Here is a 16,092-nt window from a genome sequence, read left to right on the forward strand (position 1 = left end):
GTTGAGTTCTCAAGGAACGGACGCTTCCTTCGGACCGCCTTCCAGCGGGCCCTCCGGGCTTCGTTCTTTCGTGTTTCCAGCTTATCAGATGTTTTTCGCTCCGTTTCCGGGGCTTCGTTCATCCAACTCGCCGGTGTCTTCCGAGGTTTGACGCCCCGTCCGACGTTTCAAACTCTAGCCGATCCCCGCTCCGAAAAGCGAATCCAGCCGCAATCCGATAAAACGAGCACGCCGCATGAGGACCGTGTCGCAACGCGGAAACGCGAACGCGACCCAGCCCGGACTGGGAAGTGGTGTTTCAGAGGATTGGCTGCCCCGGGACCGTCCGCGCCGATGCGTGTCCGGTGCTCCCTGCCAGGCAACTCGAAGAACACTAGACCTCGGGGATGGCCGAGTCAAGCTCCGCAAGCGGATTTTCGGCGACCGCTTCCGCCGGCAGCTGGAAGGCCAGGACGGCGACGTCGTCATCGTGTTCCGAGGTCACCCCCATCGCTCGCAGCAGACGGGCGCAGATCACCTCGGGGGCGCCGATCGCGCCGGTCAGGGTGCGGGCGAGGAGGTCGAGGCCCTGATCGATGTCCTCGTCGCGGCGCTCGACCAGGCCGTCCGTGTAGAGGACGCCGGTCGTGCCGGGGAGCAGGCGGAGGGTGTGGGAGACGTGCAGGCCGCCGCCGGTGCCGAGCGGGGGGCCGTTCTGTTCCTCGCTGCGCAGGATGGTTCCGTCGGGGCAGCGCAGGAGCATCGGGAGGTGGCCGGCCGAGGCGTAGGAGAGGGTGCGGCGCTGCGGGTCCCAGACGGCGTAGGTGCAGGTGGCGATCTGGTTGGCGTCGATCTCCATGGCGAGGCCGTCGAGCAGGCGCATCACCTCGTGCGGGGGCAGGTCGAGGCGGGCGTAGGCGCGGACGGCGGTGCGCAGCTGGCCCATGACGGCGGCGGCCCGCAGTCCACGGCCCATGACGTCGCCGATGACGAGTGCCGTGCGCCCGCCGTCGATGGCGATGACGTCGTACCAGTCCCCGCCGACGGCGGCCTCGGCGCCGCCCGGCTGGTAGGTGGCGGCGACCCGCAGGTCGGCCGGCTGGTCGAGCTTCTGCGGGAGCAGGCTGCGCTGGAGGGTGACGGCGGCCTCGCGCTGGCGGCGTTCGGCTTCGCGCAGGCGGGCCGCGGCGAGGACCTGGTCGGTGACCTCGGCGGCGAAGATCAGGACGCCGGCGGGCGGCCCCTCGACGGGGGTGTCGGTGGTGTCGCCGGGGCCGAGCGGGACGCAGGAGACGTTGTAGTAGCGGTTGCCGGTGAGGCCGAGGATGCAGCGGGCCTTGACGCTGCGCGGGCGGCCGCCGCGGATGACCTGGTCCATCAGGGGCAGGACGCCCATGGTGCCGAGTTCCGGGAGGGCTTCGCCGGCGGGCAGGCCGGTGGGGCGTTCGCCGAAGAGTTCGCGGTAGGCGCGGTTGGCGTAGCCGAGCTGGTGGAGCGGGCCGTAGGTGACCGCGACCGGGGCGGGGATGCGGTTGAGGACCTCGCGCAGGTTCTGGGGTTTGTGCGGGTCGAGGAGTTCGGCGGCGGTGGTGGGGCTGGTCGGGTCGCGGGGGCCGGGCACCACGACGCCGTCGGCGCAGGGCGTGCCCTCGTCGGTGCCGGCCCCGTTGGTCGGGGTGGCACGCCAGGGGGCTCCGGTGAGCCGGGCGCTCCAGCGCATGAGGTTCAAACGACGGCCGCTTCCTCGTTTTCCAGGCATATCATCACTTTTTGTGTACACGGCGGCACACGGGGTAATGACCAGGTCGGGCTGATCCTGTCAGGCGGAGGCCCGATTCCGGAAGTCGCGCGCCCGGCGTGGCCGTCGGAGAGCGCGACGACCCGGTTCCACGGGGGCGCTCAGCGGGGAGCATCCGGTCCGGAGTCGGACGGCCGCCCGAACTTCGGGTCGAACCCGTCCTCGGTGATCGAACGTGGGTGCTCCATCGCGCCCAGCGAGACCACCTCCCGGGAGAACACCCCGCCCAGCACCCAGTCCATCAGCACCCGCACCCGGCGCTCCGCGCTCGGCAGCCGTCGCAGGTGCCGCGCCCGGTGCAGCCACCAGGCCCGCCGACCGGTGAGCGTGCCGCCACGACGGGTGTGCGCGACCGCCCGGTGCAGGCCGAGCGAGGTCGAGCAGGCGGCGGGGCCGGGCCGGTAGTCGGCCAGGCCCGGAGCGTGCGGTCCGCCGTCCAGGGCGACCGCGATGTTGCGGGCGAGCAGCTCGGCCTCGGCGAAGGCGTGCTGGGCGTTGGGGGCGCAGGGTGCGCCGTCCGCGTTCGGGTCCGGTACGGCGGCGCAGTCGCCGGCCGCCCAGACGCCGGGCAGGGCGCGGCCGTCCGGTCCGAGGGCCTGCAGGGTGGGCAGGCAGCGGACCCGGCCGAGGGTGTCCAGCGGCAGGTCGGTGTCGCGCAGCAGCGGGGACGGTCGGACGCCCGCCGTCCAGACCAGGGTGCGGGCGCCGAAGCGGCTGCCGTCGGAGAGCGCCACGACCCGGTCGACGGCGGACTCCAGGGTGGTGCCCAGGCGGATGTCGACGCCGCGTTCGCGCAGCTCGCCGAGGGTGTGCTCGGCGAGCTCGGGCGACTCCTCGGCGAGGATCCGGTCGCTCGCCTCGACCAGCACCCAGCGCAGGTCCTCCGCGCGGACGTTGTGGTAGCCCCGCACGGCGGCGCGGACCATGTCCTCCAGTTCCGCCAGCGCGCCGACGCCCGCGTAACCGGCTCCGACGAAGACGAAGGTGAGCGCGGCCTGGCGCAGTGCGGGGTCACGGGTGGCGGAGGCGAGGTCGAGCTGCTGCAGGACGTGGTTGCGCAGGCCCACCGCGTCGCCGACGGTGGAGAAGCCGAGGCCGTGCGCGGCGAGGCCGGGCACCGGGGCCGTCCGGGAGACCGAGCCGGGGGCCACCACCAGGACGTCGTAGGGGAGTTCGATCGGCGCGGGGGGCTCGCCCGGGGCCGCGGCGTCGGCCAGGGCGCGGCGGGCGGCGTGTTCGACCCGGGTGATCCGGGCGGTGAGCACCCGGCAGTCCGGCAGGACCCGGCGCAGTGGCACGACCACGTGTCTCGGGTCGATCGAACCGGCCGCGACCTCGGCCAGCAGCGGGCGGTAGGTGAAGTAGGCCTGCGGTTCGACGACGGTGATCTCCACCTCGCCCCGCCGCAGCCGCTCCCGCAGGCCGCGCTGGAGGTGGAGTGCGGTGGCCGTACCGGCACAACCGCCGCCGGCGATCAGGATCCTGATGGTGCACCTCCTGCCGATGTGACGTTTCGTCCCGGCCCCGCGGCCGGGGGTGTCCCCCCATCACGCCCCCCTATGAAGGACCGGCGGAGGTGGTCTTGTCCACAGTCCGTACGGGGCTGGTTGCGACGGGAGTGACTGTCGTGGCCAGTTGTGCTTCCTGGGCGACTTTCTGACGCACTTTCGGCCGCGAAGAGCCGTGAACTATGGTCGGATTGTGTACCGGGGCGGCTGCCGCCATGACAATCGGCGGCGACGCACCGTGGAGCGGCCATTACGGCCAGTTCCAGCGTTGGCGTGAGAAACCGACTGGGGGACAGTCATCCGGGGAAGGGTAGTTCCCGGACAGGGCCCCGGACGGTGCCGACGCGCCGAGCCGGATGTGGACCCGGCCCGGCGGCACGAACCGTGGTCACCGGAACGGGACGGGCGGCACGAGCGATGGTTCATCGGGTCATTTCTGACGGGCTGAGCTGCACCGGGGGGTGCAGGGGCGGGCGACGACAGGGTCCGGATTCGGACGCCTGCGGGGGAGAGTTGGGATGATGGAACAGAAGCAGGTGTTGGGGCGGGCGGGTGCACCGCAGACCGGGCCGGGCATGGTCCCCGAGCAGCGCGGCCCGGTGGACCTGCCGGGGCAGGGCGGACTGGCCCAGGGCGGACTGACGCAGGCCGGGATCGCGCAGGTCGGAACGGTCCAGGCGGCCGTCCCGTACCGGGCCGAACCCGCGTCGGCCACCGTGCCGGTGCCCGGGGCCCGGCTGCGGGTGGACGCCCGGCGGAACCTGGAGAGCGTGCTGCGGGCGGCCCGCGAGGTGTTCGGCGAGTTCGGCTACGGCGCGCCGATGGAGGAGGTCGCGCGCCGGGCCGGGGTCGGGGTCGGCACCGTCTACCGGCGCTTCCCGAGCAAGGAGGTGCTGGTCCAGCGGATCGCCGCGGAGGAGGTGGCCTGGCTGACCGCACAGGCGCGCGAGTCGCTGTACGGCGGCGACGGCGCCTGGGAGGCACTGGCCGGCTACCTGGCCCGGGCGGTGAGCAGCGGCGCCGGACGGCTGTTGCCGCCGGAGGCCTTCCGGTACGCGGAGGAGCTGGGCCGGGTGCCCGGACAGCGGGCTCCGGAACCCCCGGCGTCGGTCCGCTTCGACCTGCGCGGCGAGGAGGCCCGCTCCGGCGGGGCGGTCGAGCCGTCGGCGGCCGACGCCGATCCCCGGCTGCTGCTGCAGCTGCTGGCCGCGCTGGTGGCGCGGGCCGGTGCGGCGGGCGAACTGCGGCCGGGTGTCACGGTGTCGGACGTGGTGCTGGTGCTGACCGCGTCGGTACCGGTGCACGCGGCCCGGCCGTCGGTCTCGACGCCGGCGGCCGTCGGCTTCTCGCCGGTCTCTCCGCAGACGGACGGTCAACCGGTCGCCGGCCCCTCGGACCGGCTGCTGCAGATACTGCTGGACGGCCTGCGGGCTCGCTGACCCCGCCCCGGGCGGCCCGGGCGCCACGATCGACGGGCGGGGTCGCGACGGCGGGAAGGCGCGGTCGCCGCGCCTCGGGGCGAGGCCGCCGCGCCCGGCGGGTAAGGGAGTTGGGCGGATCACCGGCGCGCGGGACGGGCGCGCGCGCCGGATGCGGGCGTCGTGCGACCCCTCGCCGCGCGCTGGGCGAACACATCCACGACGGCCCCACGGAAGAGTGGGGAACGGCCGGTCCGGCTACCGCCCGTCCCTGCGCTATGCCATCCTTTGCCCGTGGTTGGAGCCAATGTCCCGATGCGCGCCCTTCGCGCGCGGTCGGCGCCGCACGCCGGGGAACCGTGCGCCTACGCACTCCCGCGCGCCCTGCCACACTACGGGGGCTGTCGTGGAATCTGGGGTCCGTTGTGAGCGCCGAGGAACAGAACGACTACGGGTACGGCCTCGACTTCGGGGGGCTCTCCGGTAGTACCGCCGAAGGGTCCGCCGCGGGCCCCGGCGGGGTCGGCGGGGCGGGTGGTCTCGGCGCGGCCGGCGGTGCCGGCGAGGTCGGTGGCACCGGCGGGATCGGCGGTCCGGCCCAAGTGCCGGGCGCCGCACCGGGTCCGGCCGCCGGGTACGTCCCCGACCAGGCCGGGATGCCCAGCCGCGAATCGCTCTCCGCCTCCGCCGCCGCGCTGCCCACCGGGCGGGTGCCCGGTCAGGCCACCGCGGGCCGGGGCGGCGTCGCGCCCGAGGCGTTCGTCGGTGAGCCGTTCGCCGGCGACGGCCGGCCCGCGCGACCGACCGTACCCGCCCCCGCCGACCCGGTGGACGGCGAGCGCCCGCCCTCCGACGCCGAGTTGACCGCCCGGGTGCGGGCCGGCGACGACGCCGCGTACGAAGAGATCTACCGCCGGCACGCCGAATCGGTCCGCCGCTACGCGCGCACCTGCTGCCGCGACAGCTTCACCGCCGAGGACCTCGCGGGCGAGGTCTTCGCCCGCACCCTGCAGGCGCTGCGGGCGGGCAAGGGACCCGAGTTCGCCGTCCGCGCGTACCTGCTGACCGCCGTCCGCAACGTCGCCGCCGCCTGGCACCGCAGCGAGCGCCGCGAACAACTCGTCGACGACTTCGCCGTCTTCGCGCAGACCTCGGCCGCCGTGGTCGACCTCGACCTCGCCGACCCGGGCGCCGACGCCTGGGCGATGGCGATGGCCGACCAGCGGATGGTCATGCAGGCCTACGCCGAACTGCCCGAGGACGACCGGGTGGTGCTCTGGCACACCGAGGTCGAACGGGAGTCCCCGAAGACCGTCGCGGTGATGCTCGGCAAGACCGCCAACGCCACCGCCGTCCAGGCCCACCGGGCCCGCGACCGGCTCGCCGCCGCGTTCCTGCAGGCCCACGTCTCCGGCAGCCAGGAGAGCACCTGCGAGGCGTACGCCAACCGGCTCGGGGCCTACGCGCGCGGCTCGCTGCGCAAGCGGGCCTCGGCGGAGGTCGGACGGCACCTCAAGGAGTGCGACCGCTGCACGGCGGCCTGCCTCGAACTGACCGAGATCAACACCGGTCTGCGCGCGCTGCTGCCCGGCGGCGTGCTCGTCTGGGTCGGGGTCGGCGGGTTCAGCGCCGCCGCGGCCGCCGTCGGCGGTGCCGCGGTCGGCGGTGCGGCGGGAGCGGTGGCGGCCGCCGGGTCCTCGGGGGCCGCGGCGGGCTCGACCGCCGGTTCGGCCGCTGCGGGCTCGGCTGCTGCGGGCACGGCCGGGTCCGGTGTCGGCGCCGGTGCCGGCGCCGGTACGGCGGGCGCCGGTGCCGGTGCCGCTTCCGGTGGGAGCGGGGGCGGGGCCGCCGCCGTGGCCGGCGAAGGCCTGGGCGCCGCCGCCAAGGCCGGGATCGCCGCCGCCGTCGCGGTGGCCGCGGCCGCCGTCGCCGCGTACGCGCTGACCGGCTCGCCCGAACCCACTCCCCCGGCAGCCGCTCCCCCTGCCACCAGCGCCCCGGCCGCCCCGGCCCCGGCCCCGGCGCCGCCGGCTCCCCCGGCGCCCGCCCCCGAGTCCGCTCCGCCCCCGGCACCCGCCGCACCGGCCCCCGAGCAGCCCGCGCCGAGCCCCAGCGCGAAGCCGTCCGCCAAGCCCACGCAGGCGCCGCCCACCCCCGAGCCGCCGAAGCGCACCACGCCCGCGCCCAGCCCGGCGGCGCCCGAGCCGACCACCGCCGCGCCGATCGTGCCCGAGCCGCCGCTGCCGCCGCTGCCCACGCCCGAGGTGCCCGTCGTCCCGACGCCCACCCCGCCGCCGGTGCCGACCCCGACCGTCGTCCCGCCCACGCCGCCGGCGCCCACCGACTTCTGGGCGGACGCGCTGCCCGTGGTCAAGCCCGGCAACCACCGGGTGCCGCCGCCCCAGCCGAGCATCCGGCAGAAGGGCAGCGACGACTTCTGGCAGCGCGAGGGCGGCTGGATCGGCGGCGACTACCACCCGCACGCCCTCACCGTGCACGCCCCGGCGACCACCGTGATCGACCTCAACCGCAGCTGCACGTCCTTCGACGCGGTGGCCGGGGTGGACGACGCCACGCTCTCTCCGGGCGGGGTGGTCTTCACCGTCCAGAGCGGCGACGGCACCGCCCTGTGGCGCTCCCGGACGCTCGCCGCCGGCGACGACGCGGTGCCGGTGCACGTGCCGCTGGCCGGGCAGAAGTCGATCCGGCTGGTGGTCACACCGGCGCACGGGATCTGGTCGGCGCTGAACGTCGCGGACTGGGCCGAGGCCCGCTTCAGGTGCTCCTGAACGTCAGGTGCTCCTGGAACGGGCCTCGGGCTCGCCGGTGGCCGTGGCGGATCAGATGGCGCAGGCGCCGTCCGCGCAGGCCTCCCCGGCCGGGGCGACCTGCACCGGGGCGGGCCGGCGCTCGCCGATCTCGGCGGCGACCTGGTCCAGCACCTTGCGGAAGGTCCCGGCGTCCTGGCCGCCCTGGACCGCCCACTTGCCCTCGAACACGAAGGTCGGCACGGCGCTGATACCCAGCTCCCGGCCCTCGGCCAGCTGCGCGTTCACCTCGGCGGTGCCCTCGTCGCCCGCCAGGTAGGCGGTCACCCGCTCCCGGTCCAGGCCGGCCGACACGGCGACGTCGACCAGCGCGGCGCGGTCGCCCACGTCGACGCCGTCGGTGAAGTGCGCCTTGAGCAGCGCCTCCTTCAGCCGGCCCTGCACGGCCGGGCCGTACTCGGACTCGGCGAGGTGCAGCAGGCGGTGGCCCAGGAAGGTGTTGGCGTGCAGCGCGGCGTCGAAGTCGTACGTGATGCCCTCGGCGAGGCCCAGCTCCGCGACCCGGGCGTCCATCGCCACGGACTGCGGGCCGTACCGCTCGGCCAGCCAGGCGCGGTGCGGGCTCGCCGTCTCGGGGGCGTCCGGGACGAGCTGGTACGGACGGTAGACGACCTCGACCTGCTCCTTGCCCGGGAAGTCCTCCAGCGCCTCCTCGAAGCGGCGCTTGCCGATGTAGCACCAGGGGCAGGCGATGTCGGACCAGATCTCGACCTTCATGCGGGGGTCTCCAGGGGGCGTCTTGTCGGATGTGGACGAGATGGGTGAACGATGAACCATCTCGGTACATTCCCGACAGCGCCCTGACCTGCCGTTTCAGCCCGCGGGCGGCGCCGGGACCACCAGCACCGGGCAGGCCGCGTGGTGCACCACCGCCGAACTCACCGAACCCAGCAGCAGCCGGGCGAAGCCGCCGTTGCCCCGGGTGCCGACCACCAGCGTGTGCTGCCGGGTCGCCGCCTCCAGCAGCACCTCGATGACGTTGCCCAGCACCACGTGCAGGGACAGCTCCCCCGCGTACGGGGTCTGCCGCTGCCGCTGCACGGCCGTCACCGAGCGGCGCAGCCCGTCCGCGGTGCTCTCCACCAGCGTCTCCACGCTCTCCTGCACCAGCTCCGCCATCCCCGGCGGATAGCCGGCCGGTGCCGGGTTCACCACGGCGAGCACGTACAGCGGCAGGCCGAACAGCTCCGCCTCCGTCATCGCGCGGTCCAGCGCCCACAGCGACCCGTCCGAGCCGTCGCACGCCGCCAGCACCCCCGCCGGCCGCCCGGTCGGCGGCCGCCCGAGCACCGACAGCACCACGGGTACGTCCCGCCCCGCGCTCCCACCGGCCACCGCACACCCTCCTCACCCCGGATCCACACCTCCGCCATCATGGCCCGCCCCGCCGACGCCGACCCCGCCACCGCGCCGAGAGGACGACCGGCAGGCCCGGCCCGCACGCATGGGCCGGGCACGGCGACCGCCGGCCGGACAGGCCGGTCGCGGCTCACTGCTGCCGAGAGCGGGGCCGGCGGAGGACAGCGACGGCCGGAGGCGCCGGAGGCCCGCACGGGCCTGCCCCCGGAGGCGGCCACCGAGGAAGCCGCGGACCGACACGCAGGGAAGGGCCGCGGGGACCGGGCGGGTGCGGGAAGGGGCAGAGGGCTGGACGCCCGGGCGCTGCGCGACGGGCTCGGCGTGGTCCGGTCGGCGAGGCGGTGGCCGAGGGTGGATGCGCATCGTCGGGCGGAGCCGGGCGGCGACACGGCGGAGGCCGAACGGCCTGCTGGGGTCGCGGCGGCGCTGGGGCTGCGAAGCCGGCCCCGGCCGAACAGGCGCGCCCGAACCTGCACACGACCAGCGAGATCCGACCGACGGTCGGCCCCGGAGCTGAAGCCGGCGCGGGCGCGGATGCGGGCGGTGGGGTGTGCGGGACGGGCGGAGGGGGTCAGGGGGTGAGGGCCGGGGGTTGGGGATGAGGAAGGCCGGTCCAGCAGGCACCGTGACGGCGGGCGCGGATGCGGCGGAGCCAGAGTTCGGTCGCGACGAGGTCGGCGAGGCCGGCCAGGGCGGAGGGCGAGAGCGGGGTGGCGGGGTCGGCGGAGTGGGCGAGGTCGGCGCGGACGGCGGGGAGGTCGATGAGGCCGGCTTCGGCGAGGAGGGGGGCGTCGAAGAGTTCGGCGAGGCCGTCGGCGGCGAGGCGCAGGCCGGCGCGGGCGGGTGCGGTGCGATCGGGGCGGGGGCCGCGGCCCCAGCCGGGGGGCAGGTCGGTGCGGCCGGCGCCGGTGAGCACGGCGTGCAGGAGGGCGTGCCGGGCGCCGGGTTGCAGGCGGACGTCGTCGGGCAGCAGCCGGGCGGCGCGGACGACCTGGTTGTCGAGGAAGGGGGCGTGCAGGCGTTGGCCGGGCAGTTCGGCGGCGTGGACGAGCGTGCGGAAGGAGCGTGCCTGGCGGTAGAGGGCGTGCCGGGCGCGGTGCGCGCCGGGGTGTTGGTCGGGCGCCGGTTTGCGCGCCGCCAGGCGGAGCCGCAGGGCCACCGAGGAGAGCGCGTCGTCGGAGAGCCAGCGGGCGGCCGGACCGGGCACGCACCAGGCGAGGTCGACGGCCGAGCGGCTGCCGGCCGTCCCGCCGCCCTCCGGCACGTGGCGGGCGGTGAGTTTGGCGGCGGCCTCGTCCAACGCCTCGGCGTAGCGGACCCGGGAGAGCCGGTGGGCGGCCCGGACCACGGTGAGCGGGGTGCGCAGCGCACCGGTGAGGACACCGGCCACGGCCCGGTCGGCGCCGGCCAACGCGGCGACCGGGGGCAGGAGTTCGAGCGGGCGCCCGGCCCGGATCAGGTCGGCGAGCCGGGCCGGGTGTCCGTCGAGGACCTGGCGGGCGCCGTAGCCGGTGAGGTGGTCGGTGCCGCCGGCGTCGAAGCGGGCCTCGGCCCGGGCGGTGGCGACGAGTTCGGGCCCGGGTTCGTCGGTGAGGCGGCCAGCCTGCGGGTCGGTGCGCAGCCCGGCGTATGGGAGGGTGTCGGGGCCGGGGTCGAGCACGGTGTGCCGCAGGCGCGGGGTGTCGGGGGCGAGCGCGAGGGCGGCCGGGGACTCGGTCTCTTCGAGCGTGACGGCGGCCAACTGCTCGGGGGCGGCGGGTTCCTGGACCGCCGTGCGGGCCCAGGAGCCCTTGACCGCGCCGCTCCTGCTCCCGGCGGCGACCTGCCCGGCGGCCTCCGCGGCGGTTTCGGCGGCGGTCGCGGTCGCGGGCACCGGTGGCAGCGGTACGGCGGCGGCGAGCAGGGCGACGGTGGCGGAGGCGGTGCCGTACGAGAGGTCGACGCCGAGCCGGGCCCGTCCGGCGGGGTCGAGGACCGTCGCGGTGGTGCGGACCCGGGAACGGACGGACTCCAGCAGGGCGCGGGTGAGTTCGCGGACGGCGGGCGCCTCGTCGCGGGGCTGCTCCGCGCCGGCCGGCTCGTCGTAGGAGGAGAGGTACGGGCGGCCGCCGCGGATCCCGAGCACGTGGCCGGGCGGCACCTGCTGGACGCCAAGGTAGGGGGTGCCGGTGCCGAGCGCCTCCGGGGATTCAGGGCAGGCGAGACGGGCGGCGAGGTGGCCGGTGTCCAGCGGGGCGCCGACCAGGTCGGCCAGCGGGAGGGCGGCGGTGGCGTACGCGGTGCCGCCGCCCCAGGGGGTGTGGAAGACCGGCTGGGCACCGGCGAGGTCGGTGAGCAGCAGGGTGGAGCGGGTGCCGGCGCGCAGCACGACGGTGTAGCTGCCGGGCCAGGCGGTCAGGTGGCGGACGGCGCCGCCGCGGGCGGCGGCGAGGCCGGCGGCGAGTTCGGCGTCGGTGGCGCCGCAGTGGCCGAGGACGGCGAGCCGGGTGGTGGCGGGGGTGTCCTCGACCGGGTCGGGAGTGGTGGGGCCGGTGGTGACCACGGCGGGGGCGCCGGGGCGGAGGGTGGCCAGGCGGATCTCCTCGGGACGCCAGTCGCCCACGGCCCAGAGCGGGTCGGGCCCGGTCCACAGGGGGCGCGCGGCGATCGGGGCGACCGTGCCGTGCGGCTCGCACCCCGGCGTGCCCGGCCTGGACACGCCCGTGCACCAGCCCGTCAGCCACCGCATCGCGCCTCCACCGGACGAGGACCTGCTCCAGGGCGGCGCGTTCGCCGCCGGGAACGGCGGCCGGTGGGGTGTGCCGTGGCGGCCCGCGCGCGTCCGGACGTGCCCCCGCAGCTCGACGCGCCGTCAGGAGACATCGTGCCACCGCCGGGCGCCGCTGTGGCCGGTGTTGCGGGTTCCGCTTCGGTGGCGGCCTCGCCGCGGTGGGCGGCGGAGGGGACCGGGCGGGCCGGGCCTCCCCCTCCCTGGCCCGGACCGCCCGGCGGGCCGCCTTTGGCATGGGCATCGCGAGATGGCCGAAAGGCGTCGCCCAGCCCGGGAGGGCATCCGCATGCCCTCCCGGACTTCACCGCCGCCCGCGGGGATTGAGGCGGCGGGTTCCCCCGGCCCGCCGGGTCCTCGACGGCGGGCCGACCCACGACCACCAGCGAATCGCCGACCAGCCGGTCGGGCCAGGGGGCACGGCCGGGCGCACGTGAACACGGGACCGGAGCACGACGCTCCGGCGCGCGGCGCGGTCGGCCGGATCCGAGTGGTCCGGACCAACCCGCGTGCCGCACGGCCGAGTACGCGATCCCGCCATCCGGAATGGGACCTCTTAACCGTCGGAACGCGTCCGACTACTCTAGGTACAGCAGCTACGGCCCGGTGCCGCCCGGGCCCCGCGCACAAGGCCGCCAGGAGGTGCCGCCGCCACCATGACCGTCAGCCCACGAGGACCGAACGAACGGCTCGGCACGCTCCTGACCCTCGCCCAGATCAGCAACGCCGGACTGGCCCGCCGGGTCAACGACCTCGGTGCCCAGCGCGGGCTGACCCTGCGGTACGACAAAACCTCCGTGGCCCGCTGGGTCAGCAAGGGCATGGTCCCCCAGGGGCCCGTCCCGCACCTCATCGCCACCGCGATCGGCGGCAAGCTCGGCCGGCCCGTCCCGCTGGAGGAGATCGGCCTGGGCGACACCGACCCGGCGCCCGAACTCGGCCTGGCCTTCCCGCGCGACGTGGCCGAGGCCGTCCGCTCCGCCACCGACCTGTGGCGGGTGGACCTCGACCTGCGCCGGGGCCCCGGCGGCGGCCGGTGGAGCGACAGCCTGGCCGGCACCTTCTCGGTCGCCGCGTACGCGACGCCGGTGTCCCGCTGGCTGATCACCCCGGCGGACGGCTCGGTGGCCCGCGAGGTGCCGCGCTCCCCCAGCGAGGCGTCCTCCTACCGGGTCGGCCACTCCGACGCCGCCAAGCTCCGCGAGGCCGCCCAGGAGGCCCGCCGGTGGGACTCCAAGTACGGCGGCGGGGACTGGCGTTCGTCGATGGTGCCGGAGTGCCTGCGGGTGGAGGCGGCGCCGCTGCTGCTGGCCTCGTACAGCGACGCGGTCGGCCGGGCGCTGTTCGGCGCGACCGCCGAACTGACCAGGCTCGCGGGCTGGATGGCCTTCGACACCGGGCAGCACGAGGCCGCCCAGCGGTACTACATCCAGGCCCTGCGGCTCGCCCGGGCCGCCGCCGACGTGCCGCTCGGCGGCTACGTGCTGGCCTCGATGAGCCTGCAGGCCGGCTACCGGGGCTTCGCCGAGGAGGCGGTCGACCTCGCGCAGGCCGCCCTGGAGCGCAACCGGAGCCTGGCCACCGCCCGCACCATGAGCTTCTTCCACCTGGTGGAGGCGCGGGCCCAGGCCAAGGCCCGCAATGCGGCGGCGTGTGCGACGGCGCTCGGGGCGGCGGAGAGCGCACTCGAACGGGCGCGCGCCGGGGATCCCGATCCGGCGTGGATCGACTTCTACGCCTACGACCGGCTCGCCGCCGACGCCGCCGAGTGCTTCCGTGACCTCGGAGTGCCCTCCAAGGTCCGGCAGTTCACCCGCGAGGCGCTGGCCAAGCCCACCGAGGGCTTCGTCCGCTCGCACGGCCTGCGGCTGGTGGTCTCGGCGATGGCCGAGGCCGAGGCGGGCAACCTGGACGCCGCGGTCGCCGCCGGCGAACGCGCCGTCGAGGTGGCCGGCCGGATCTCCTCGCAGCGCAGCCGGGAGTACGTGGTGGAGATGCTGCGACGGCTGGAGCCGTTCCACGGCGAGCGCCGGGTCCGGGAGTTGGCCGAGCGGGCCCGGGCGGTGATCGTCGCCCCGGCGTGATCCGGAGGGTCGACCGGGCGGTGTCCGGGCGAAGCGTCCTGACCGCGCGTCCTGACGGCGCGTCCTGACCGCGCGTCCCGCCGGTAAATGAGGTGCGCCCGCGACAGGGGCCTGGCTATGGTCTCTCTCGTCCAGGTGCGCAGGCAGAGGTTACTTCCACTTCCAAAATGGGCAGGTCGCGGGTTCGAATCCCGCCACCGGTGTCGGACCGGTGTAGCTCAGTGGCCAGAGCAGCTTCGTCACCTCAGCCGCCTTCGACCTCTGGACACCCACACGTGAATATTCGTTCCGCACCTCCCGGTGCGACGGCAGCGGTTACTTCTGTGGAGTGCCCCCATGGGGCGCGGTGAAGCACCCGTACCGCAGCCGAGTCCTTGATCTCGGGAGGCAGTGCGCTTCGGAGTGCCCGGTGCGCAGGCGGGGGTTACTTCGGATCTTGGGGTTCCGGGTTCGATTCCCGGGCGTGCCGTGCGCGAGCGCGGCCGCTAGCTCAATCCGGTAGAGCACAAGGCATATACCTCCGCCGACGTCGGCCGTCCCACGGTCGGCACGATCTCGGGCACCCCTGCAGCGGCATGCCTCCTTCCCACTGACACCAACAGGCCGAGGGGGGCTGTCGCATGTCCAGGTTCAACTTCCGCAGGGCCAAGGCGGGTCCGAGCTCGCCGGTGACCACGACCGGGCAGCTCACCCGGAACCACAACGGCGGCACCGGCCACGTCCGGGACCGCAAGTCCGAGCTGTTCCTGCTGGCCGTGGCCAACATGGTCGGCAAGGACACCTTCTACGAGCGCGGCGGCGACCGTGACGACCGGTACACCGCGCTGGTGCGCGAACTCGCCGTCGCCGAGCCGGAATGGACCCTCGGGCTGCTGCGCTGGCTGCGGTACGACGCCCACATGCGCACCGCCGCCCTGGTCGGCGCGGCCGAGTTCACCCGCGCCCGGCTGGACGCGGGCGCCCACGGGCACTCCCGGCAGGCCGTCGCGGCAGTGCTGCGGCGCGCCGACGAGCCCGGCGAACTGCTCGCCTACTGGACCTCGCGCTACGGCCGGGCGCTGCCCAAGCCGCTCAAGCGCGGTGTCGCGGACGCCGTCCGCCGCCTCTACGACGCCCGCTCGCTGCTCAAGTACGACACCGCGGGCAAGGGCTACCGCTTCGGTGACGTGATCGAGCTGACTCACCCCTCACCGGACCCGGAAAAGCCCTGGCAGGGTGCGCTGTTCGCGTACGCGCTGGACCGCCGGCACCGGCCGGAGGAGGCCGTCCCGCCCGCGTCCGACCCGCTGCTGACCGCCAACCGCGCACTGCTCGCGCTGCCCGTCGAGCAGCGCCGGGCAGCGGTGACCGCCGGGGACGGCGCCGAGCGGCTGGCCGCCGCCGGGCTCACCTGGGAGGCGCTGGCCGGCTGGCTGCAGGGCCCGCTGGACGCGTCGGTCTGGGAGGCGGTCATCCCGTCGATGGGGCCGATGGCCCTGGTGCGGAACCTGCGCAACTTCGACAAGGCCGGGGTGTCGGACGCGGTCGCGGCCGAGGTGGCCCGGCGGATCTCCGACAAGGGCGAGGTACGGCGCTCGCGCCAGTTCCCGTTCCGCTACCTGTCCGCGCACCGGCACGCGCCCTCGCTGCGCTGGGGGCACGCGCTGGAGACGGCGCTCGGCCACTCGCTGGCCAACGTGCCGGAGCTGCCCGGCCGCACGCTGATCCTGGTGGACCGCTCCGGCTCGATGTTCGGTCGCGCCGACGGCCCGACCGAGCTCAACCGGGCGGACTCGGCGGCGATCTTCGGCACCGCGCTGAAGGTCCGCGCCGACCGGGCGGACCTGGTCGAGTTCGGCACCACCAGCCGGGTGATCGAGGTCGGCCGCGGCGAGGCGGTACTCCGGGTGCTGGACCGTTTCTCCGACCTCGGCGGCACCAACACCGCCGACGCCGTCCGCGCCCACTACCGGGGCCACGACCGGGTGGTGATCGTCACCGACGAGCAGACCGGCCCGAACCACTGGGGCGGCGACCCGCTCGCCACCGTCCCGGCCCAGGTCCCCGTCTACACCTGGAACCTGGCCGGCTACGCCACGGCCCACGCCCCCAGCGGCGGCGCCCACCGCCACACCTTCGGCGGCCTGAGCGACGCGGCCTTCCGCCTCATCCCCCTCCTGGAGGCCGGGGCGAACGCCCACTGGCCCTGGGAGAAGTAGGGACGGAGGCCTCGGCTTCCCCGGCCCGACCGGGGAAGCCACCCTGCCGGGGGGAGGCAGGGCGAGGAGGCGGCCCGGCAGCCGCGACGGCCGTGGGCCCCGGGGGGGCGGCACCGACACGGCACGGGGAAGCCGGGACCGATCGGCGCCGCG

General features: G+C 75.7%; 8 protein-coding genes and 1 pseudogene. 4 read left to right on the forward strand and 5 right to left on the reverse strand.

The window, feature by feature from the left end; translation table 11 throughout:
• Window positions 1-424 precede the first annotated feature (424 nt).
• Window positions 425-1,708 (reverse strand): annotated as a pseudogene (locus ACIRD3_RS32825) (SpoIIE family protein phosphatase); the annotation flags it as partial.
• Between the two features lie 170 nt (window positions 1,709-1,878).
• Window positions 1,879-3,282 (reverse strand): NAD(P)/FAD-dependent oxidoreductase, encoded by a 1,404-nt coding sequence (locus tag ACIRD3_RS32830; protein WP_402224009.1) that lies wholly within the window; start codon window positions 3,280-3,282, stop codon window positions 1,879-1,881.
• A gap of 521 nt (window positions 3,283-3,803) precedes the next feature.
• Here ACIRD3_RS32830 and ACIRD3_RS32835 point away from each other — a divergent pair.
• Complete coding sequence (locus tag ACIRD3_RS32835) at window positions 3,804-4,724, forward strand: TetR/AcrR family transcriptional regulator (protein ID WP_402223852.1); 921 nt, start codon at window positions 3,804-3,806, stop codon at window positions 4,722-4,724.
• A 404-nt stretch (window positions 4,725-5,128) separates the two neighbouring features.
• Window positions 5,129-7,492 (forward strand): sigma-70 family RNA polymerase sigma factor, encoded by a 2,364-nt coding sequence (locus ACIRD3_RS32840; protein WP_402223854.1) that lies wholly within the window; start codon window positions 5,129-5,131, stop codon window positions 7,490-7,492.
• Between the two features lie 51 nt (window positions 7,493-7,543).
• On the opposite strand, the gene ACIRD3_RS32845 is transcribed toward ACIRD3_RS32840, so the two are convergent.
• From ACIRD3_RS32845 to ACIRD3_RS32855, 3 genes are all read right to left on the reverse strand, one after another.
• Entirely contained in the window at window positions 7,544-8,248 is a 705-nt protein-coding gene (locus ACIRD3_RS32845; RefSeq protein WP_402223855.1) for a DsbA family oxidoreductase, read from the reverse strand.
• A 96-nt stretch (window positions 8,249-8,344) separates the two neighbouring features.
• Window positions 8,345-8,866 (reverse strand): universal stress protein, encoded by a 522-nt coding sequence (locus ACIRD3_RS32850; RefSeq protein WP_402223857.1) that lies wholly within the window; start codon window positions 8,864-8,866, stop codon window positions 8,345-8,347.
• Window positions 8,867-9,461: 595 nt separating this feature from the next.
• Complete coding sequence (locus tag ACIRD3_RS32855) at window positions 9,462-11,618, reverse strand: asparagine synthase-related protein (RefSeq protein ID WP_402223859.1); 2,157 nt, start codon at window positions 11,616-11,618, stop codon at window positions 9,462-9,464.
• 695 nt (window positions 11,619-12,313) lie between these two features.
• On the opposite strand from ACIRD3_RS32855, the gene ACIRD3_RS32860 reads away from it, so the two are divergent.
• Together ACIRD3_RS32860 and ACIRD3_RS32865 are read left to right on the forward strand one after the other, a co-directional pair.
• Window positions 12,314-13,741: an MFS transporter gene (locus ACIRD3_RS32860; RefSeq protein WP_402223861.1), complete on the forward strand. Its 1,428-nt coding sequence runs from the start codon at window positions 12,314-12,316 to the stop codon at window positions 13,739-13,741.
• A gap of 620 nt (window positions 13,742-14,361) precedes the next feature.
• Window positions 14,362-15,939, forward strand: a complete 1,578-nt coding sequence (locus tag ACIRD3_RS32865) for a TROVE domain-containing protein (RefSeq protein WP_402223863.1) — start codon at window positions 14,362-14,364, stop codon at window positions 15,937-15,939.
• Window positions 15,940-16,092: the final 153 nt, after the last annotated feature.

The organism is Kitasatospora sp. NPDC093550, assembly GCF_044764985.1.
Classification (GTDB): Bacteria; Actinomycetota; Actinomycetes; order Streptomycetales; family Streptomycetaceae; genus Kitasatospora.

Coding starts and splice junctions, on each gene's coding strand:
- ACIRD3_RS32855 (WP_402223859.1), bottom strand. CDS start 11,618: ATGCGGTGGCTGACGGGCTGGTGCACGGGCGTGTCCAGGCCGGGCACG.
- ACIRD3_RS32835 (WP_402223852.1), top strand. CDS start 3,804: ATGATGGAACAGAAGCAGGTGTTGGGGCGGGCGGGTGCACCGCAGACC.
- ACIRD3_RS32860 (WP_402223861.1), top strand. CDS start 12,314: ATGACCGTCAGCCCACGAGGACCGAACGAACGGCTCGGCACGCTCCTG.
- ACIRD3_RS32865 (WP_402223863.1), top strand. CDS start 14,362: ATGTCCAGGTTCAACTTCCGCAGGGCCAAGGCGGGTCCGAGCTCGCCG.
- ACIRD3_RS32845 (WP_402223855.1), bottom strand. CDS start 8,248: ATGAAGGTCGAGATCTGGTCCGACATCGCCTGCCCCTGGTGCTACATC.